Annotated in this window: 15 protein-coding genes; 2 read left to right on the top strand and 13 right to left on the bottom strand. The window is 64.2% G+C overall.

The features are described 5' to 3' along the window. The first annotated feature begins 324 nt into the window (after window positions 1-324). Window positions 325-1938, top strand: coding sequence for an alpha-amylase family glycosyl hydrolase (locus ACWJKU_RS09260; RefSeq protein ID WP_454147948.1), 1614 nt, complete (start codon window positions 325-327; stop codon window positions 1936-1938). Continuing rightward, entirely contained in the window at window positions 1935-4355 is a 2421-nt protein-coding gene (locus ACWJKU_RS09255; RefSeq protein ID WP_454147946.1) for a beta-galactosidase, read from the top strand. Before ACWJKU_RS09260 ends, ACWJKU_RS09255 begins: the two co-directional genes overlap by 4 nt. Before the next feature lie 223 nt (window positions 4356-4578). Here ACWJKU_RS09255 and ACWJKU_RS09250 read toward each other — a convergent pair whose 3' ends face one another. From ACWJKU_RS09250 to ACWJKU_RS09190, 13 genes are all read right to left on the bottom strand, one after another. Then, complete coding sequence (locus ACWJKU_RS09250; protein ID WP_454147944.1) at window positions 4579-6165, bottom strand: glucan biosynthesis protein; 1587 nt, start codon at window positions 6163-6165, stop codon at window positions 4579-4581. A 289-nt stretch (window positions 6166-6454) separates the two neighbouring features. Beyond that, entirely contained in the window at window positions 6455-7549 is a 1095-nt protein-coding gene (locus ACWJKU_RS09245; protein WP_454147942.1) for a triose-phosphate isomerase family protein, read from the bottom strand. 571 nt (window positions 7550-8120) lie between these two features. Beyond that, the gene (locus ACWJKU_RS09240; RefSeq protein WP_454147940.1) at window positions 8121-8804 is read right to left on the bottom strand and encodes a c-type cytochrome; all 684 of its coding nucleotides are present in this window, start codon (window positions 8802-8804) and stop codon (window positions 8121-8123) included. Beyond that, on the bottom strand, window positions 8797-9471 hold the full coding sequence (locus ACWJKU_RS09235; RefSeq protein WP_454147938.1) for a cytochrome c oxidase subunit 3 family protein: 675 nt from the start codon (window positions 9469-9471) through the stop codon (window positions 8797-8799). Before ACWJKU_RS09235 ends, ACWJKU_RS09240 begins: the two co-directional genes overlap by 8 nt. Further along, window positions 9437-11062, bottom strand: a complete 1626-nt coding sequence (ctaD, locus tag ACWJKU_RS09230; protein WP_454147936.1) for a cytochrome c oxidase subunit I — start codon at window positions 11060-11062, stop codon at window positions 9437-9439. The genes ACWJKU_RS09235 and ctaD overlap by 35 nt, the downstream gene beginning before the upstream one ends. Next, window positions 11059-12012 carry a cytochrome c oxidase subunit II gene (gene coxB / locus ACWJKU_RS09225; RefSeq protein WP_454147934.1) on the bottom strand — a complete coding sequence of 318 codons (954 nt, stop codon included), beginning with the start codon at window positions 12010-12012 and terminating at the stop codon, window positions 11059-11061. The genes ctaD and coxB overlap by 4 nt, the downstream gene beginning before the upstream one ends. Window positions 12013-12016: 4 nt before the next feature. Beyond that, window positions 12017-12421: a hypothetical protein gene (locus tag ACWJKU_RS09220; RefSeq protein ID WP_454147932.1), complete on the bottom strand. Its 405-nt coding sequence runs from the start codon at window positions 12419-12421 to the stop codon at window positions 12017-12019. Continuing rightward, window positions 12408-13535 (bottom strand): hypothetical protein, encoded by a 1128-nt coding sequence (locus ACWJKU_RS09215; RefSeq protein ID WP_454147930.1) that lies wholly within the window; start codon window positions 13533-13535, stop codon window positions 12408-12410. The genes ACWJKU_RS09220 and ACWJKU_RS09215 overlap by 14 nt, the downstream gene beginning before the upstream one ends. Continuing rightward, window positions 13532-14089 carry a c-type cytochrome gene (locus ACWJKU_RS09210; RefSeq protein WP_454147928.1) on the bottom strand — a complete coding sequence of 186 codons (558 nt, stop codon included), beginning with the start codon at window positions 14087-14089 and terminating at the stop codon, window positions 13532-13534. Before ACWJKU_RS09210 ends, ACWJKU_RS09215 begins: the two co-directional genes overlap by 4 nt. Continuing rightward, complete coding sequence (locus ACWJKU_RS09205; RefSeq protein ID WP_454147926.1) at window positions 14079-14618, bottom strand: DUF3341 domain-containing protein; 540 nt, start codon at window positions 14616-14618, stop codon at window positions 14079-14081. The genes ACWJKU_RS09210 and ACWJKU_RS09205 overlap by 11 nt, the downstream gene beginning before the upstream one ends. After that, window positions 14615-15985: an NrfD/PsrC family molybdoenzyme membrane anchor subunit gene (gene nrfD, locus ACWJKU_RS09200; protein WP_454147924.1), complete on the bottom strand. Its 1371-nt coding sequence runs from the start codon at window positions 15983-15985 to the stop codon at window positions 14615-14617. The genes ACWJKU_RS09205 and nrfD overlap by 4 nt, the downstream gene beginning before the upstream one ends. Next, on the bottom strand, window positions 15969-18980 hold the full coding sequence (locus ACWJKU_RS09195; RefSeq protein ID WP_454147922.1) for a TAT-variant-translocated molybdopterin oxidoreductase: 3012 nt from the start codon (window positions 18978-18980) through the stop codon (window positions 15969-15971). The genes nrfD and ACWJKU_RS09195 overlap by 17 nt, the downstream gene beginning before the upstream one ends. Beyond that, complete coding sequence (locus ACWJKU_RS09190) at window positions 18977-19633, bottom strand: cytochrome c3 family protein (protein ID WP_454147920.1); 657 nt, start codon at window positions 19631-19633, stop codon at window positions 18977-18979. The genes ACWJKU_RS09195 and ACWJKU_RS09190 overlap by 4 nt, the downstream gene beginning before the upstream one ends. Window positions 19634-19647 lie beyond the last annotated feature (14 nt).

Below are 19647 nucleotides of genomic sequence, written 5' to 3'. Positions count from 1 at the left end.
CGCGGCTTGCGGGCCGCCATCGTCCTCTAGTGCGTTTTCAATACGGATGTAGGGGCGACTACATACGACGCACACGTTCCGCACGGACTGCCGTCAACGCGAGATGAAAACGCTCTAAACATAGGCCGGGTCGATTCGGGGCGGGGACGAGCCGCATCAGCCGGGGCCTCGGCCCCGGCCGAAATGCCGGGAGGGTATTGACGGGCCGGATTGACAACGATCGGCGATAACTTATTTTGATCGTTTCCGGGTATTAGGCAAAATAGCCTCGTTCGAGCGCCCCGCAACGGTCAAACTCCGATGATTTCAAACTCCGCCTCATCCATGACACGATCCTATCGCTGGTGGCAAACCGGCATCATCTACCAGATTTATCCGCGCTCGTTCCAGGACGGCAGCGGCGACGGCGTCGGCGACCTGCCCGGCATCCTCAAAAGACTGGATTATCTGGAAAGCCTCAATATATCCGCGATCTGGCTGTCGCCCGTTTATCCCTCGCCGATGCACGATTTCGGCTACGACGTGGCGGACTATACGAACGTCGATCCGCTGTTCGGCAATCTGAACGACTTCGATCGCCTGCTCGATTCCCTCCACGCGCGCGGCATGAGGCTGATCCTGGATTTCGTGCCCAATCACACCTCGAACGAGCATCCCTGGTTTCGGGAAAGCCGCAGCAGCCGCGACAATCCCAAGCGCGATTGGTACATCTGGCGCGATCCGGCTCCGGACGGCGGCCCGCCCAACAACTGGCTGAGCTTTTTCGGTGGGCCGGCCTGGACTTACGACGAACCGACCGGCCAATACTATCTGCACCAGTTCGTCAAGCAGCAGCCGGAGCTTAACTACCGCAACCCGGAAGTCCTGCAAGCCATGCTGGAGTACATGCGCTTTTGGCTGGAGCGCGGCGTGGATGGTTTTCGCGTCGACGTCATCTGGCTAATGATCAAGGACGAGCAATTCCGTGACGAACCGCCCGACCCCGACTGGGACGGGTTCAATCCGCACGCCCGCCTCAAGCACCTCTATACGGCCAACCGCCCCGAGGTTCACGAGATCGTTCGCGCCATGCGCGCATTGCTGGACGAATACGAGGACCGCGTGTTGGTGGGCGAAACCAACGTGTCCAACGACGAACTGGTGACGTACTACGGCGCCGGGTCCGACGAGTGCCATCTGCCTCTCAACTTCCAACTGGTTTACGCGGAATGGGGCGCGCAGGCCGTGCGGCGCCTGGTGGACCGCTACGAAGCCTCTTTGCCCGCGGGCGGTTGGCCCAATTGGCTGCTCGGCACCCACGACCAGCATCGCCTGGCAACCCGCCTCGGTCCGGCGCAAGCGCGCGTGGCCATCTTGCTGCTGCTCACCCTGCGCGGTACGCCGACGTGCTATTACGGCGACGAGATCGGCATGGAGAATGTGCCCATACCTCCCGAACTCGTACGGGATCCGCAGGCGGTCAACCAGCCGGAAATCGCCGCCATCGTCGGCCGCGACCCGCAGCGCACGCCCTTGCCGTGGGACGCCTCGCCCAATGCCGGCTTCGCTCCGGAGGGGGCAAAGCCCTGGCTGCCGCTGGCGGCGAATTACCGGACATGCAACGTGGCGGCCCAGACCCGCGATCCGCGCTCCATGCTGAGCTATTTCCGGGCCTTGACGCGCCTCCGTCAAAGCGCGGCGGCCTTGACGGCGGGCGATTACGCGGCGGTGGACGCCGGCGTGCCCGATGTTTTCGCCTATACGCGCACGCTGGACGAGGAACGCTATCTGATCGCGCTCAATTTCGGCGACGCCGCGCATGAACTGGATTTGAGCGCGCTCGGCGAGCGGGCGGCGACGGTGCTGAGCACGGGCATGGAGAAACGCGGCGCGGCGGATTTGAGGCGCCTCGGGCTGGCGCCGAACGAGGGCCTGATTCTGCGTGTCGGTGCACCATGATCGAGATCCGAAACAAACAAATCGTCATCGACGGCGTGCCGCGCATCGTCATGAGCGGAGAAATTCATTACTTCCGCGTCCCGCGCGCAAGCTGGCAAGACCGCCTGGACAAGTTGAAGGCGGCCGGCTGCAACACCGTGGCGTCCTATGTGCCGTGGCTGTGTCACGAACCGGCGGACGGGAAAGTCGACCTCGAAGGCGAAACGCGCGCCGAACTCGACCTCGGCGCCTTCATCGATCTCTGCAAGCAGAACGGGCTCTGGTTTTTCGCTCGGCCGGGCCCGTTCATCATGGCCGAGATGAAGAACGAAGGGCTGCCTTACTGGGTCGCCGGGAAACATCCCGAAATCGCGCCGGTGGGTTGGGACGGCGCGTCGACCGGCGCTCGCGCCGTCGATTATCTGGCGCCCGGTTTTTTGTACGAGGCTCGCAAGTGGTATGCCGCCGTGATGCGCGTTCTCGCGCCCCGCCTTCACGCCCGCGGCGGCAACGTCATCGCGGTCCAGCTCGATAACGAGATCGGGATGCTGGCGTGGGTGTGCAACTGTCCGGGGCTGACCGACGACATGCTGGCCGATTTCTCGGACTGGCTTGAGCGACGCTACGGCGCCGAAGATCTGGCGCGGCGCTATTCGTTCGATCCGGCCGATGCGGAAATCCGGAGAAACCGGGCCCGCTCGCCCGTCGACGGCCACGGCGTGCGGCTGATGCGCGATCTCGGCCACTATATGCGGAACCGCTTCAGCCGCTACGTCGCGACCTTACGCGCCTGGGCCGAGGAATTCGGAGTGAAGGATGTCCCGTTCGTGATCAATGTCCACGGAACGCAGAGCGGCCGGGGACTGACCTTCCCGGTGGGAATCAGCCAGCTCTACGAAGCCTATACCCAGGCGCCGGGCTATCTGCCCGGCTCCGATTTCTACCTCGGCAATCTGACGCCCGACAATTTCCAGGATCTCTATGTCTGCAACGCTTTCATGGACTGTGTGCAGACGGCGGATCAACCCTTGTCCTCGGTGGAGTTCGAGTGCGGCGACGGCGATTACGGCCACATGTTCGGCAATCGCTACGATCCCTCCGCGGTGGATCTCAAGACACGCATGTGCATCGCCCAGGGCAACCGCATGCTCAATTACTACCTATTTGCCGGCGGCCACAACTATAGGCTCGACCCCGCCCCGAACGACGGCAACGACCGGATCGCCATCACCGGCGAGCGCCACGGCGTCGCCGCGCCGGTCGGCCCCGAGGGCGCGCTGAACTATACGTATCCGCGCATGGCCCGTGTCATCGAGACGATGATGGCGGTTTCCGACAAACTGGCGGTGGCGGAGGAAGAGCGCGACGCCGTGGCGCTCGCCTTCATTCCCGACTATTTCATGACCGAATATCGCTATCCCGGCAATCCCAAGATTCAAGAAATCATGGGAAATCTGGAGGCGAATCGCGGCCGCGGCGCTTGGGAGTGCATGGTTCGCGCCATGTTGCTGGCCGGCTATCGATTCGGCGCCATCGACATCCAGAACCGCGCCCTGGATCCGAAGACGACGCCCGTGCTGGCGCTCGCCTCGGCGCGCTACATGGACGGCGAGGTTCAACGCAGGCTGGTCGAGTGGCTCCGGGCTGGCGGCGGCCTGCTCCTTTACGGCGAGGTTCCGCTCTTCGACATGGAGGGTGAGGGCTGCACCCTATTGGCCGAGGCGCTCGGCGCCATGCCGACGGGCGCCCGGCAAGCGAGCGAAGACTATTACCTGTCCGTCTGCGCGGACGGATGGGCGGCGCCGCGCCCGGAGATTCGCACCCATTTCGCCCAGGTCTTCGCGGCCGGCGGCGCGGGGGCGTTCCTGCGGGTTTACGACACCCGCGAGGTGTGCGGCTTCGGGACATCCGTCGGCAAGGGCAGGGCGCTCGTCATCACGACCGCCTATCCCTGCGACGTTTCCCTGTTCCGCGCGGCGCTGGAGAGGCTCGGGGCGGCGGCGGGCCTTCGCCATGACTGCGCGCAGAGCGGGATCTTCATGACCTCGACGGCCACCGGCGACGGCGAGCGCTTTCTCCACATTCTCAATCTCGACGGATTCGACAAGGAACTGCGCCTGTACGATAACGGGCGGCCGCTCCTGGATGGGCGCAAATTGACGCTGCAAGCCCGGGACGGCGTCATGCTGCCCCTGGGCGTGTCGTTTCACGGCGTGAGGATCGAGTATTCGACCGCCGAGATCCTCCGGGTCGAGCGCGATGCCATCAGTTTCCGGCTGACCCAGGCCGAGGACATCGTCGCGCTGGAAACCGGGCGCGAGCCGGTTCCGAGCGACGACTATCGGGTGAGGAACGAAGGCCGCCGGACGGTGATCGTTTCCCGCAAGCACGCCAGGGTCGACGACCGCCTGACGCTACGCTTCAAGGAAGGCGTTTGATCCTAAAAACGGGCCGTAAGGCCACGCCGGCCGCTGCAGGCCCTCTCCTCACCCCCTCTCCCGGCGGGCGAGGGGCTAAACGCCCTTCGCCCGACCTTCAAAACGCCCTCTCCCTTGGAGAGAGGGCCGGGGAGAGGGCTTGGGCTTTTCGGGTCGTTTCCGACGGCCGGATTTAGTTTGATCGTTTCCGGCCGGCGCCCGAAAGCGCCGGCCGATCGGATGTTCAGGCGACGGGCGGCCTGAACTGATAAAGCCAGGTCTCGGTCAGGGCGTCGCCGTTGCCCTGGATGAACAGGCGCAATTCCACCGGATCGGTAGTGCCCGGAATCACGTCGAAGATGGCCCGCCAGCGCCGCGTTCCCGGAATGGGCTCGATGAACGCTCCCTGGATCTCGCCGCGCGAGGCCGTGACCACCGGCGCCGCCTTGACGGTGTCGCCCCACAAGGGATCGAGCGACTCGCCGGCGAACTCGACGGTAAATTTGTAGACTCCCTTGGGCCTCGGCTTGCCCGGCTGGCCGCCCCGGCCGATCCGGGTCGCGACGCAGCGCGCGACGGCGGGCGGGTAGGGTTCGTCGGCGAGCCAGGTCAGCCGGTAGCGCAGGCGGTAGGATGCGCCGGCGCGCGCGGGCTCCGCCGGACGCCAGTAGGCGTTGATGTTGTCGTGAATCTCGTCGTCGGTCGGCAGTTCCACCAGTTGCACCGAACCGGGACCCCAGGAATCCAGCGGTTCCACCCAGAGGCTGGGCCGCCGCTCGTAGTTGACCCCGTCCAGATAGTTCTCGAATGCACGGTCGCGCTGCAGCAAGCCGAATCCTTTGGGATTGTCGTCCACGAAGCTGGAAGTCACCGCAAAGGGCTGATTGATCAACGGCCGCCAGATGCGCTCGCCGGAACCGCTCCAGATCGCCAGGCCGTCGGAATCGTGCACTTCGGGGCGCCAGTCTTCCATCCGCCGCTTCTCCGACTCGCTGAACCAGTACATCGACGTGAGCGGGGCCAGACCCAGCCGCTGCACGTCCTTCCGCAGGAAAAGCGCGGCCTCGACCTCTTGCACCACGCCCTCGGTCCGCCAGATCGCGAAGCGATAAGCGCCGGCGATGCTGGGCCCCTCGAGCAAGGCGTACACCATGACGGGATCGGATTCCTTGAGCGCGCCCTGAATGTAGAACTCGGTGAAGTCCGGGAACTCTTCGGGCGTCGGCTCGGCGCAATCGATGCTGACGCCGCGCGCGGACAAGCCGTATTGATTGAGCGCGCCGATCGCCCGGAAATAGCAACCGCCGAGGAAGGCGATCCAGTCCTGGGTGCGCCAGTCCGGCCGATTGCGGGACTCTTGCAGGCGAAACCCGGCGAAGCCCAGTTTGTCCGCCAGCTTATAGGCGACGCTGCTTTTCGGTATGTCGAAGAGGCTGTTGCTGCAAACGATTCGGCGCGCTTTACCGCCCTCGACCGCGTACATTTTGACCGGCTTCTGAAAAAATTGGCCGAGAAAAAAGAACGTCGCCGGATAGACCTCCGGCCCGTCGGCGAACAGGGCGCGATCGGTGTTGAAACGGATCTTGCCCCATTCCTCGTAATCGATGCGTGCCACTACATCCGGCATCGGACGCTCCGGCGGCTTATAGGGCGACTTGGCCAGCAAGCGCGCGCGTTCGACCAGCGCGTCGTAACTGAACGCGTGCTTGGAGCCCAGGCTGAATTTGCGCGGCTCGGCCGGCGCCGAGCGCGCGGATCCGAGCAAGGGAGTGCCGATTCCCAGCAGGGCGGCGATTTGCAAAAAACTGCGACGAGTAACTTTTCCGGTCATGACTTGATGCGAAGATGATGAATGTAATGCTTTTCAAGCAAGATGCGAGCCATTAAGACGAGAAATGCGTCGATTGTTGGCACGACGGCGAACGATTCGGGCATTCAACGGCTGGAGACGGCTCTGTTGCAGCGGAAATCATAATCAAAATCAGCGACGTAACGCCATAAAACCGTTTCCGGACCTGGCGCCACGAGCGCCGGCGCGAAGGCGATCGGCGAAAAGGCAAGAACCGTCGCGGCTGGAGAACGATTTGCTCGCGAAACGCCGGAATCGCCCGGGCGCCGCGTCAGGCGCACGGGGATTCCAGGCCGAAGCGGATGATTTGCGCGAAATCGCATGCCTTTAAGCTCGCCCCGCCGACCAGGGCGCCGTCCACCCCGGCGAGGCTCATGATGCTGTCGATGTTGTCGGGTTTGACGTTGCCCCCGTACAGAATCCTGATCGTCGATGCGATTTGCTCGCCGTAGAGGTCCATGATCAGATTCCTGATGAAGTCGTGTACCTCGCTGATCTGCTCCAGCTTCGCGGGTTTTGCGCCCTCGCCGACGGCCCACACCGGCTCGTAGGCGATCACCACTTCGCTCGCGGTTCTCGGCGACACGACCTCGAACGCCATTCGAAGCTGCCGGTCCAGCAGATTGAAGGTTTCGTGGGTTTCCCTGGCTTCCTTGTCTTCGCCGACGCAGAGGATCACCTGAAGGCCGTGGGCCAGCGACGCCTGAACTTTTTTCTGGATGATTTCGTCGCTTTCTCCGGCCCGCTCGATTAATTCTTCTTCCAGAAACCGCTGCACGCCCGCCAGAATGTCCTGGTTTTCTTCGGAAGCCAGATGTTCGAGGGCCGCCAGAATTTGCCGGTCCGCGCCTTCTCTTGCCCGGCGCAGAGTCAGTTCTTGCAACAGAAAACTCCTGGACAGCCGTCGCGCGATGCTGGGTCCGAACCCCAAATACTTGCCGAGATTGGTCCTTCGGTCCGAATGCCCGATGATGACGCGGTCGACGCCGATCGACGCGAGCATCTCGGCCGAAATCTCGCCCGTGAACGCGCCCTTGGATTCGAAGAACGTATCCTGCGCCAGGAGAAAAACGTTTCTCCCGAGGCCGTATTCGGTCCGGAGAAAATCCGGCTTGATGTAATCGGAAAGTGTGGATAGCCCGGTGAAGGGCGGCGCCAGGCCGATATCGACGTCCTTGACGCCTTTGCAAAGGTCGAAGATGCGCGCGGCGAGCGCGACTCCCGAGCGCGGAATCACGTTCATTTTCCAATTGCCGGCGAGGAACGGCCTGATCGCTCCGGGATCTCCGACCTCGGTCTCGATCTTGTGCCATTGATTGGCCGTTCTCTGGCGATAATAGTTCCGGTACACGCTTGCCGTTTTCATGGTTTGTTTTTCCTGTTGATCCGGTATCTCGGACTCGCCCGCCCGCTGTCCGCGCGACAGGACCCCCCGCACGATCCGACATGGGGGCTGCGATCACATGATACAACTCAAGCCGCCGCGGCGTCCGGTCTCCATCCCGGATTCGTCCCCGCTTCGGCGCGCCTCCGGCTCCGGGCAAGCCGGAGCGAAGCTTCGCCGCAGTGTTTTCAATACGGACGCAGGGGCGACTTCAGTCGCTCTCCACGACTGGTTTTTTTCGGAGTTATCCACTGTCAAGACTTGACAGACGGATTTGCCGGCGGCCGGATTTCGTCATCGTTCCGTAACTAGTTGATTTTCCGTGTTTTCAGAAATAAATATAGAAATATCAATGATATATGTCAAAAAAATCGACGGCGGGCCGAGTTTGCGAAGAACTTGGTCAGACGAACGCAAAGGCATAAGTGGCGGAGATCGACAGGCGCTATCCACGGACTTATCCACAGGGTTGTCCACGGGAATTGTGGATAGGCGGCCCACCGAACCTCGTTACCCGCGCCGGAATCGGGCCGGGCCAAGAAGCCTTGGCCGTCTAATCGGGCTCGATCTTGCCGTCCGGCCGTTGCGGCAAGGCGATGCCGGAGGCGTAGAGCATATAGGCGATGGCGTTGCGGATATCCTGTTCGCCGAATTCGGGATGTCCGCCTTTGGCGGGCATGCCTCGATAGCCGTCGACGGCATGGACGACCAGAGTGTCCGTGCCTTGTTTCAGACGGCTCAGCCAGGCGGATTTGTCCCCCGCGCGCGGCGCGCCGCCGAGACCCTGGCCGTGACAGACGATGCAGACGGACGCATAAATGGGCTCGCCGGAAGCCGGGTCGAAGGTTCCGGAGCCGGGCGTCGGCGCCGGCGGGCGGCCCGGTCCGATCGGGGGATTCGGCAGCGCGCCGACCGATGGCGACTCCCAGCCGGGTGCGGGCAATAAACGGCCGAGGGCGATATCCTCGAAACGGGTTTTGTAATCGGTCAGAGTCAGCCCGAACATCAAAAACAGCCAGAAAAATCCGGTCGCGGCGGCGATCCGCGGCACCGGCGCGGCCGACCGCATGTACATGAAGAAAGTGACGATGATGAATGACTGGAAGGCCGCGATGGCGATCGTCAGGACCGGATTGAAAATGCCCAGGTCGAGAAAGGACAAACCGACGTTCAGCCCCAGAAGGCCCAAAAGGACCAGCCAGACCTCGAGGTGATTCGCTCGCGTCCTCTCATCCATGACGGGCGGCCAGATACAGCAGCGGGAACACGAACACCCAGATCAAGTCCACCAGATGCCAATACAGCCCGGCGACGATCACTTTGGCTTCGAGCCGCGGAGCCCCGCGGACCGTCAGCGCCAGCATCGTCAGCACCACCACGATGCCGATGAAGAGATGCAGGGCGTGAAGCCCGGTCAGCGCGAAATAGAAGTTGAAGAACAGCCGGGCCTGATCGGCGTAAGGTTGGGGAAACTCGAAAGGCCGGCCGAGTACCGGGGCGAGTTGTTGGCGGAATTCATGAACATACTCGACGCCCTTGATCGCGAGAAAAACCGCGCCGAGAAGCGCGGTTGCGCTCAACCATCCGATCAGGGCCCTGCGGTTCCGCGCCGTCACGGCGTCGTCGGCCAAGGTCATGGTCAGGCTGCTGGTCAGGAGAATCGCGGTATTGATGCCGCCCAGCAGAAGGTCGAGACGGCCGCTGGCCGCCTCGAAGGCATCCGAATATACCGTCCGGTAGACGGTGTAGGTCATGAATAGACCGCCGAAAAAGAGGATTTCCGAGGCCAGGAAAACCCATATGCCCAGGGTATCCGCCTCGTATTGCTGGCGCAGGCTGTCGAACTGCGGAGCGGGTTTCGTCCCGGGTTCAGGCGGCGTCGGGATCGCGCTTCGGTAAGCCATAGGCATAAGGCTCCTCGGTGACGACCGGCAGCCGGTCGAAATTGTGTTTGGGCGGCGGCGACGGGGTGTGCCATTCCAGGCCCTTGGCGTTCCAGGAATTGGAGGTTGCGACGGGTCCCCGTTTCAGCGAATGCAGAAGGTAGAACAGGGGCATCAGGTAGCCGATCGCCAGAATCGGCGCGCCGGCCGACGAAAGCACGTTGAGCAGTTGGAATTCGTCCGGATAGGTGTGATAGCGGCGGGGCATCCCGAGGTAGCCGAGCGCGAACTGCGGGAAAAAGGTGAGATTGAAGCCGATGAAGATGGTGATCGCGGCGATGCGCCCCCAGGCGTCGGGGTACATCCGGCCGGTCATCTTGGGCCACCAGAAATGCAAGCCGCCGAAATAGGCCATCACCATGCCGCCCACCATGATGTAGTGAAAATGGGCGATGACGAAATAGGTGTCGTGGACATGCACGTCCACCGCCGTGGCCGCCACGGTGATCCCGGTCAGCCCGCCGATGGTGAAAAGTCCGACGAACCCCAAGGCGTAGAGCATGGGCGTTTCGAACGAGACCGAACCTTTGTAGAGCGTGGCGGTCCAGTTGAACACCTTGATTCCCGAGGGCACGGCGACCATGAAGCTGAGTAGCGAAAAAATCACGCCGGCATAGACCGATTCGCCGGCCACGAACAGATGGTGGCCCCACACCAGGAAGCCGATCAGCGCGATGGCGAGGAGCGCGAAGGCCATGCCGTCGTAGCCGAAGATGCGTTTTCGGGCGAAGCAGGTGACGATTTCGCTCACCACGCCCATGCCCGGCAGGATCATGATGTAGACCGCCGGGTGCGAATAAAACCAGAAGAGATGCTGGAACAGCACCGGATCGCCGCCCATCTCCGGGTTGAACACACCGATACCGAAAACCCGCTCCAGGGCGATCAGGAGCAGGGTGATGGCCAGGACCGGCGTGGCCAGAACCATGATGACGGCGGTGGCGTAGTTGGCCCAGACGAACAGGGGCAGGCGCATCCAGTAAAGTCCCGGCGCCCGCATCTTGTGCGTGGTGACGATGAAATTGAGCCCGGTCAGGATGGACGAGAACCCGACGATGATCACGCCGACCACCGCGAGCACCACTTGACCGTTGGCGAACAGGCTGCTGTAGGGCGTGTAGAAGGTCCAGCCGGTATCCACGCCTCCCGCGATGGCCATGACGAGGGTGAAGATCCCGCCGATGACGTACAAATACCAGCTCAGGAGATTCAGACGCGGAAACGCCAGATCGCGCGCGCCGATCATCATCGGGATCAGGAAATTGCCGAGCGTCGCCGGAATCGACGGAACCAGAAAAAACCACACCATCGCGATGCCGTGGAGGCTGAACAGCCGGTTGTAGGTTTCGGTTTCGACCACGTCGCCGGCGGGCGTGGCCAACTCCAGCCGGATCAGCGTCGCCGCCGCGCCGCCGAAGAAAAAGAACGCCGTGATCGAGACCAGATAAAGCCAGGCGATTCGCTTGTGATCGACGGTGGTCAGCCAGGACCGGATGCTGTAATCGCAGTTGAGATAATTTTCGGGCGGACTGATGGTGTCGGCGGTCGTCATGGGCGGGCTTCCTTCCGGGACAGGGATTTGATGTACGCGATCAGCGCGGTCAGATCGGACTCGTTCACGCGCCCCTGGAAACTCGGCATGATCGGCACGTAGCCGGCGACCACCTGTTTCTTCGGCGTCAGGATCGAATCGCGGATGTAGGTTTCGTCGACGATCGCGGTCTGCCCGCCGGCGAGCGGCACCGGTTTCCCGAAAATGCCGGCCAGCGAGGGCGCCGCGACTGTGCTGCCGGCGCCGTGGCAGGCGATGCAGCCGAGGCTGGAAAACAGCTTTTCGCCCTCGGCCGACAACGGCTCGGCACCGATCCCGCCGGCTAGCCAGTTCTCGTACTCGGACGGCTCCATCACGACCACCTCGCCGCGCATGCGGGCATGGTCGAGCCCGCAATATTCGGCGCAGAACAGGTGATAACGGCCGATCCGGCTGGGCGTGAACCAGACCGTCCGGTAACGTCCCGGAACCGCATCCTGCTTGATTCTGAAAGCCGGCACGAAAAAGCTGTGGATCACGTCCTGGCTGGCCAGGACGACTTTCACGGGCACGCCCAGGGGAACGTGGAGTTCGTCGATCTCCCGCTGTCCGTTCCGGTGCTCGAATTTCCACATCCATTGCTTGCCGACGGCGCGAATCTCCAGAGCGTCTCGGGGCGGGCTTTCCTGGGTGACGTAAAGGTGGGCGGACCAGACGAAAATGACGAGGAATATCGCCAGGAGCGCGATGCTCCAGGTCATCTCGGTTCTGGTTTCCGGGATTCGGGTCGTGCGGTTCACGCGGGCGCCGCGCCGGTAACGGACGGCGAAACCGATGATGAGTCCGCTCAGGATCAGCACCATCAGCAGGTCCACCCCGACCAGGGTAAAGAACATCGCATCCACCCGCGCGGCCAGGGTGGAAGCCTGCGGCAGCAGCGGAGCATCGGAAACGGCGTCCGCGCCGGTCATGGCGTCAATCTCCCGGCCGGTCCGCGCGCGGCCGGTTTTTCGGCCCGCCGCGCCTGGCGATCAAGGTCATGGCGTCCTCCACCGGAATGCGGGCGATGCCGGCGCTGCGATCGATCCATTCGGTACTCCGGAGCAGGCGTTCCTCCCGCGCCCGCAGCGCCTGAAGGTCGAGCGCCGGCGCAATCTGGAGAGGCGGCCCGACCTTGGCCGTGGGCTGCGGCGAAGGGGGCAGGGTGGGCGTCGGCCCGGCGTTGGCCCAGCGTTTGACCAGCAGCCATGCGCCGATGCTGGCGACGATCACGGTCACCGCAAAAATGACCAGAGCGGCGATCAGCGCCTTGGTACCGATGTCGGCTTCGCCCGCTTCCGGGGCCGGGATGGGCGGGATATCCCGATCAGGATCCGTCATGCAGCCTCCTCTCGGATTCGGATGGCGTCAGGGCGCGCGGCAGGGTCCAAAGAAAGGCGGAAAGCCAGAATCCGCCCACTGCGACGAACGGCAAGCCATCGAGCAGGCCGAGTTGCCGCGGGTTCGGATAAAAACCCGGCAGCACCAGCCAGTAGACATGAAGCGCGTCGCCCGCGAGCACCAGCGCCGCGGCCCATATCAGGCGTTTCGGATTGCGCTTGAGGCGTCGGGACAGCAGCAAGGCGAACGGCAAGGCGCCGCAAACCGCTGCCACCGCCCAGGACCACGGCCGCCAGCCGGCGTTGAGCCGCTGCACGTACCAGATCGCCTTGTCGGGCAGGTTTTCCGACCAGACCGTCAAGTACTCCTGAAACGCCAGATAGCTCCAGAGCAGCACGAAAGCCAGCAGCAAGCCGCCGAGGTCCTGGAACAGCGACGCCGAGGTCCCGACCGTATCGCGGCCGGCCGGCGTCAGAAGGCAGCGGGCCATGACCGCGAACGCCAGGGCGGCAAGCATGGGATTGACGGCCGAGAGGAATCCGAAATTGGTCGAGGTCCAGCGGGGCTCCAGCGACATGATCCAGTCGATGCCGAATACGGTCACGGTCAGGCCGTAGACGATCAGGCCGAGCGCGCTGCGCCGGTTGAGGCCGGCATCGGCGGGGCGGCCGCGCCGATACGCCAGAGCCGCCGCCAGGCCGAGCCAGAGCAGGAAAACCGCCGCTTCGCGGATCAGAAAGGAACCCGGTCGCAAATACGCCGCCTGTCCTCCGGACACGGCGGGCGCCGGCCAGCCGGGCTTTGCCCAGACATAAAGGCGTGCCAGCCCGAACGCCAGAGGCAGGAACAATACCGCGTTGACCGGCAGAGTGCCTGCGCTGGTCTCGAGAACCGGGCGGATGAAGGCTCCCCATCCGCCGCCGGTCAGCCGGTGAATCATCAGCAGCGCCAGCGAGCCCAGCGGCAGCCCGATCCAGAACAGGCAGGCCGGAAGGTAACTGCGGAAAAAAGCCTCCGGCGCCCACCACAGCCTCAACAGGCAGGCGGCCAAGGCCGCCCCGGCTATCAGCAGAAGCAGGACGAGGCGGCCCGATCGGTGCGGACGCCCGTTCATTTCGCCTCCCGCAGTGGGTCCGCGAGTCCCGCATCCCGGACGTCTTCGAGCGTCGCGTTCTGGCTGAGCTGCAAGGCGCGGACGTAGGCGGCGATGGCCCAGCGGTCCTCCGGCGCGACCCGGTTGGCGTAGGAAAACATGACCCCGTATCCGTTGCTGATGACGTCGTAGAAATGGCTGTCGGGCGCGTTCCGCAAGCGCTCGGTATGGTAGGAGGGCGGTCTCGGAAACCCGCGTTCGGGAATCATGCCTTGTCCGTCGCCGGCCCGGCCGTGACAGGGAGCGCAATAGATGTCGAAGCGCTCTCGGCCCCGCTTCAGCACCGCTTCGGTCATCGGCAAAGGGGATTGTTCGGGGCGGGGCTCGATGACATCGTCGCGCGCCACGGTGCCGGCCACGAGGGGGCGGGCGGATTGGCCATCGGCAAAAAAAGACGAGGCTTCCAGCGGTTCGTATTTGGGCTGATCGGCCATGTCCCGTTCGCAGCCGATCAGAGCCAAAGACATCGGAATGCCCGCGACGATCGAGAGGCGGAAGCGGCGCTCAGCCCGCATCGAGGTTCACCTCGACGACGGCGGCCGGATTCAGCGCATCCAGAAACCGGCGGGCCGAATCCGGTTCGAACTCGGGATCGCCGGAATCGATCACCAGGAAAAACCGGTCCTGGCTCGCCCGATCGAAGCCCGCTGCGTCGAAAATCGGGTGGTAAGGCCGGGGAAGGCCGTTGAGCGCCAGCATTCCGAAGAAGCCTGCCAGAGCGGCGCCCAGCACGGTGAACTCGAAGCTCAGCAGCGTGAAGGGCGGCCAGCTGAAATAAGGCCGTCCGCCCGCGTTGAGCGGATAGTCGACGGCGGCCAGATAGGCTTGCAGCAGAAAGGCCGAGGCGCCGCCCAGGATGCCGAATATCAGCATACGGCGGGGCAAGCGGGTGGCCGGTAGATCCAGCGCCTCGTCGAGGCCCCGGACGGCGAAAGGCGCATAGGCTTCGAGGCGGCGGTAGCCCGCGGCGCGGGTCCGGTCTATGGCGTTGAGGAGTTGTTCGGCGGTCTCGAATTCGGCCAGCAGCGAGGAATTCGGATTCATGACCGTTCTCCGGTTTCATGGGCGAGCTTACGGACCTCGTGCATGGGCACCATCGGCACGAACCGGACGAACAGGAAAAAGAACCAGAGGAACAGCGCGTAGCTGCCGAGCAGGGTGAGCCAGTCCCAGACGGTCGGGATAAACAGCCGGAATTGGGACGGGATGAAGCCTTGGCTCAGGATGTTCACCACGATGACGTAACGCTCCAACCACATGCCGACATTCACCAGAACCGCGACCAGAAGCAGCGCCGGTATGCTGCGCCGGACCCGCGCCGACCAGCACAGTTGCGGCGCCGCCACGTTGCAGAACAGCATGCTCCAATAGGCGGGCGCGTAGGGACCGGTCGCAGTCGTGACGGTTTGGCGCCATTCGTCCGCGTCGCTGCCGTACCAGGCCATGAACGCTTCCAGGCCGTACGAATAGCCCATGATCAGCGAGGCCGCGAGCAGGATTTTCGTCATGGCCTCGAGATGGCGCAGGGTGACGAAGGCGTGCAGCCCGAAGGCCGCGCGCAGGGCGACGGTGATGAGGATGACCGTGGCGAAGCCGGAAAACATCGCGCCGACCACGAAATAAGGCGCGAAGATGGTCGAGCGCCAGCCGGGCATGAGCGCGGTCGCAAAGTCGTAGCCGACCACGCTGTGCACCGAAACCACCAGCGGCACGGCCAGCGCCGCCAGGATGACGTAGACTCTCTCGTAGTGCTTCCAGTGCGCCGCCGACCCGCGCCAGCCCAAGGCCAGGGCGCCGTAAGCGAGTTGCGCGGCGCGGCTCCGGGCGCGATCGCGCAGGGTGGCCAGATCGGGGATGAGTCCGGTGTACCAGAACAGGACCGAGACGATGATGTAGGTGGCGATGGCGAACATGTCCCAGACCAGGGGACTGCGGAACTGAGGCCACACGCCCATGACGCTGGGATAGGGCGCCAGCCAGTAGAACAGCTCGGGCCGCCCCAGATGCATGATGGGAAACAGGCCGGCGATGGAGGCCGCGAAGATGGTCATCGCTTCGGCGAACCGGTTGATCGAGGTGCGCCAGGGCTGGCGGGTCAGGTACAGCATGGCCGAAATCAGGGTTCCGGCGTTGCCGATGCCGATCCACCAGACGTAATTGATGATGGCGAAGCCCCAGACGACGGTGGTGTTGACGCCCCAGATGCCGATTCCGGCCGAGAACAGATAGCCGGCGGCGACGAGAAAGATCAGAACGCCCAAGCCGCTCAGGCCAAAGCCCAGCCACCAACCTCGACTCGCGGGCCGCAACACGATTTCGCCGATTTCCCGGCTGATGGAGGCGTAATCCTGATCCGGGCGCAGAACAGGCTCGCGGTCCGGGGTCGTCTGCCGCTCAGCGTTCCGGTTCATCGTCCAGCTCCGGATTGGGATTGCGCAGCCGCGCGAGGTAAGTGGTGCGCGGCTGGGTGTTCAGCTCCGCCAGCAAGACATAATGGCGCGGCTCGGCCCGGAGCGCGGCGACCCGGCTGTCAGGCGCGTTCAGATCGCCGAAGACGATGGCCCGGGTCGGGCATGCCGCCTGGCAGGCGGTCCGCACTTCGCCGTCGCGGATGCGGCGGTTTTCTTCTTCCGCCTCGATCCGCGCCGCGCTGATGCGCTGCACGCAGTAGGTACACTTTTCCATCACGCCGCGGCTGCGGACGGTGACGTTCGGGTTCCGTACCGCTCGGACGCTGGGCGCGCCCTCGTTGGTTTCGGCCGCTTCCGCGTAGCCGAAGAAGTTGAAGCGGCGAACCTTGTAGGGACAGTTGGACTGGCAGAAGCGGGTGCCGACGCAGCGGTTGTAGACCTGGTTGTTGAGCCCTTCGGAATCGTGGATCGACGCCTGCACCGGACAGACCGGCTCGCACGGGGCCCTCTCGCAATGCATGCAGGGAACCGGCTGGAAATAGGTTGCGGGATTGTCGGGCGCCCCGGCGTAATACCGGTCGACCCTGAGCCAGTGCATTTCCCGTCCGCGTAGGACTTCCTCCTTGCCGACGATGGGCACGTTGTTTTCGGCCTGGCAAGCGACGACGCAGGCATTGCAGCCGATGCAGGCGTTCAGGTCGATCGCCATGGCCCAGGCGTAGCCTTCGTAGCGGTATTCGGGATGCAGCGATGCCTTATGCTCGGGATGCGGCGCGCCGGCCGACGAAAGCGTCTTCGGCGTCAGCACTTTCACCAAGTCGCGCCCGCCCAGCGCGTGATGGTGCTGGGTCGCGGCCAATCCGACGCTGTCCGTCGACGACAGCAGGTGCGGCCGTGCCGCTTTGCGGATGACGAGGCCGTAATCGAACCAGGGCGCGTCGGAAGCGCGGAGTCGATAGGCATCGAAGCCGGTGTGATTGCCGACGTTTCCAGCCCGGCCGCGTCCGTAGCCGAGATAAAGGGTAGCGGAGTCGCCGGCATGCCCGGGCACGATCCAGACCGGGGCCGTCAAGCGGCGCTCCCGGTAATTGAGTTCCGCTAGATCGCCGTTCCCGAGATTCAACCGCTTCGCCGTTCCTGGGCCGAGCAGCACGGCGTTTTCCCAGGTCAGTTTGGTCAAGGGTTTCGGCAGCTCCTGAAGCCAGCCGTTATTGGCGTAGCGGCCGTCCCAGACGCAGGGATCGGGCCGGAATCGGATTTCGAGCGTCGAAACGGACGCTTCGCGCGGCGGCAGCAGCGATTTCGCCAAATCGCCGCGGGCCGCGACGGTTTTCGGCGCCGCGGCGGTGTCGGGGACCACGCCGTCGCGCAGGGCTTTCTTCCAGAACATGTCGAAATCGGGGTCGCCGTGACGGCTGCGCCAATAGGCCTGCACCAGGTCGCGGTCCGATGGCCCGGTCTGCCCCATCAGCAGCGCCATCAGTTCGTGCGCCGAGCGGCCGCCGTAGAGCGGCGCGATCAGCGGCTGTATCAGAGAAACCGTGCCGTCGTAGGCTTGGGCGTCGCTCCAGCTTTCGAGCTCGTGCAGCGCCGGGATATGCCAGTGGCAGAGTTCGGCGGTTTCGTCGGCGTACAGGCCCCAATGGATGCGTAGCGGCACCAGGCGCAAGATCCGCTCGAACTCGAGGTCGGCGGGCGCGGCGTATGCCGGATTGCCGCCGAGAATGACAAGGGTTTGTACGGCTCCGGCAAGAATGTCGTCCGACAGGGCCGGGAGCGATCTCCCGAGATCGCCGGGCGTCGAGGTCACGGGGTCGATATGGAGCACGCTCCGGCCGAAATTTCCGAGCTGCTGATTGATCGCCTGAACCAGGGCGTGCACGGCCGGCGACAGATGTTCCCCGGCGGTCACGATGCCGGAACCGCGATGATCCGACAAATCGCGGACGACGCCGTCGAGCCACCGTTCCGGCACCGGCAGATCTTCGCTACGCGGAGCGTCCGCGAGGCCCAGCCTGGCGGCCAGCGCCCGCGCCGCGGTCTCCATGCGCCCCGCTTGCACCGGCAAGCGATGGTCCGCCATGGCTCCGGCCAGGGTCGGCGTGGATTCCAGCGCATAGAGGCGGTTCATGGCGCCGTTGCCGCGCCGCCCTGCTATAAAGTCGTGGCCATAGCGGGTGCGGGCCGGGGTATCGGTCAGAAAATCGCTGTCCAGCGACAGGATCACCGCAGCCCGGTCGAAGCGGTACAAGGTGTCCAGCTTTTGCCCGAAGGCCAGCCGCGCGCCTTCCTGAACGTTGCCGCGGTCGACCGGATCGTATTGGTGCCAGCGTGCCTCGGGGTACATGCGCAGGAAATCGCTCAACTGCCGGGCGAGCGTCGGGGACGTGAAGGTTTCTGTGAGGATGCGGAGACCGGCGCCGCCGTTCGCCGCCCATCGGTCTCTTTGGGCTGCCAGGTAGCCGACGAAAGCCTGCCAGTCGCTGATTTGTCCGCCGTTGGTCACGGTTTGCGAGCGGTCCGGATCGTAAAGGCCCAGCACCGCCGCCTGGGCGTAAACGTCGGTCGCGCCGAGGCTGGCCGGATGCTGCGGATTGCCTTCGACCTTGGTAGGGCGGCCCATGTGACTTTCGACGACCACGCCCTGGGCGAATCCGGCGTGGGTCAGAGCCGTCGCGAAATAAAGCGGTTTGCCGGGGACCAGCCGTTCGGGCGCCCGGACATAAGGCACGATCTCTTCCCGCGGCGGCCGCCCGCAACCGCCGAGTCCGCCGAAGGCCAGCGAAGCCGCCATCAACTGGAGCCATCGGCGGCGCTTGACCGGCGGCAGCCACGGATCGGCCCATCCGGGAAATTCCCGGTCGGCAAATTCGCGGAAAGCCGACGTATCGGCCAATTCTTCCAGGCTGCGCCACAGCGGGCGGCCGTCATCCGGTTTCAGCCGCGCGCTTAGCGCCGCAAACTCATCGCCGATACCGGGCGTTTTCTCGCTCATCGGTGGCACACGTAACAATCGGTCAGTTTGCCGACCCGGATCCGGTACTCGCGCACCAGTTCCCGGCCCTGAGCCAACTGATCTTTGGGCGGCGTCCAGTCGGGATCGAACACGCGCTCCCGCGGCCGGACGTATTTCTCGGGCGCGCGGTGGCAATCGAGACACCAGGACATGAACAGCGTCGCGGCTTGCCGGGTGAGCGGCATCCGTCCGATCGGCCCGTGGCAGGTGGTGCAGCCGATGCCGTGGCTGACGTGAATGCCGTGGTTGAAATAGACGAAGTCGGGGAGATCGTAGACTCGGGTCCAGCGCAGAGGCTTGCCGGTCCGCCAGCTTTCCCGCACCGGTTCCAGCACGGCGGCGTTGGTCCATAGTCGGGAGTGGCAGGTCATGCAGGTTTCCGTGGGCGGGATGCCGGCGAAGGACGAGCGCTCCACCGCGGTATGGCAATAGCGGCAGTCGAGCCCGAGGCCGCTGACGTGATGCTCGTGGCTGAAGGGCACGGGCTGGCGCGGAATGTCGCCGACCCCGGTCGAATAGGGCGAGCGGACCAGGGCGAAACCGATGCCGAAAGGCAAAACCACGAGAAGAAGCAGCCCTGACAGAGCGATCCTTGCAAAGCTGTTGGCTCTCGGTCGGAAGATTTGACCCACAAGCGCGCAACTCC

The organism is Methylocaldum sp. MU1018 (assembly GCF_053646775.1).
This window is presented reverse-complemented; position numbering and strand designations above follow the sequence as displayed.

Excerpts from the sequence above, each read along its gene's own strand:
- ACWJKU_RS09260 (WP_454147948.1), top strand. The coding sequence starts at position 325 with ATGACACGATCCTATCGCTGGTGGCAAACCGGCATCATCTACCAGATT.
- ACWJKU_RS09255 (WP_454147946.1), top strand. The coding sequence starts at position 1,935 with ATGATCGAGATCCGAAACAAACAAATCGTCATCGACGGCGTGCCGCGC.
- ACWJKU_RS09250 (WP_454147944.1), bottom strand. The coding sequence starts at position 6,165 with ATGACCGGAAAAGTTACTCGTCGCAGTTTTTTGCAAATCGCCGCCCTG.
- ACWJKU_RS09245 (WP_454147942.1), bottom strand. The coding sequence starts at position 7,549 with ATGAAAACGGCAAGCGTGTACCGGAACTATTATCGCCAGAGAACGGCC.
- ACWJKU_RS09240 (WP_454147940.1), bottom strand. The coding sequence starts at position 8,804 with ATGGATGAGAGGACGCGAGCGAATCACCTCGAGGTCTGGCTGGTCCTT.
- ACWJKU_RS09235 (WP_454147938.1), bottom strand. The coding sequence starts at position 9,471 with ATGGCTTACCGAAGCGCGATCCCGACGCCGCCTGAACCCGGGACGAAA.
- ctaD (WP_454147936.1), bottom strand. The coding sequence starts at position 11,062 with ATGACGACCGCCGACACCATCAGTCCGCCCGAAAATTATCTCAACTGC.
- coxB (WP_454147934.1), bottom strand. The coding sequence starts at position 12,012 with ATGACCGGCGCGGACGCCGTTTCCGATGCTCCGCTGCTGCCGCAGGCT.
- ACWJKU_RS09220 (WP_454147932.1), bottom strand. The coding sequence starts at position 12,421 with ATGACGGATCCTGATCGGGATATCCCGCCCATCCCGGCCCCGGAAGCG.
- ACWJKU_RS09215 (WP_454147930.1), bottom strand. The coding sequence starts at position 13,535 with ATGAACGGGCGTCCGCACCGATCGGGCCGCCTCGTCCTGCTTCTGCTG.
- ACWJKU_RS09210 (WP_454147928.1), bottom strand. The coding sequence starts at position 14,089 with ATGCGGGCTGAGCGCCGCTTCCGCCTCTCGATCGTCGCGGGCATTCCG.
- ACWJKU_RS09205 (WP_454147926.1), bottom strand. The coding sequence starts at position 14,618 with ATGAATCCGAATTCCTCGCTGCTGGCCGAATTCGAGACCGCCGAACAA.
- nrfD (WP_454147924.1), bottom strand. The coding sequence starts at position 15,985 with ATGAACCGGAACGCTGAGCGGCAGACGACCCCGGACCGCGAGCCTGTT.
- ACWJKU_RS09195 (WP_454147922.1), bottom strand. The coding sequence starts at position 18,980 with ATGAGCGAGAAAACGCCCGGTATCGGCGATGAGTTTGCGGCGCTAAGC.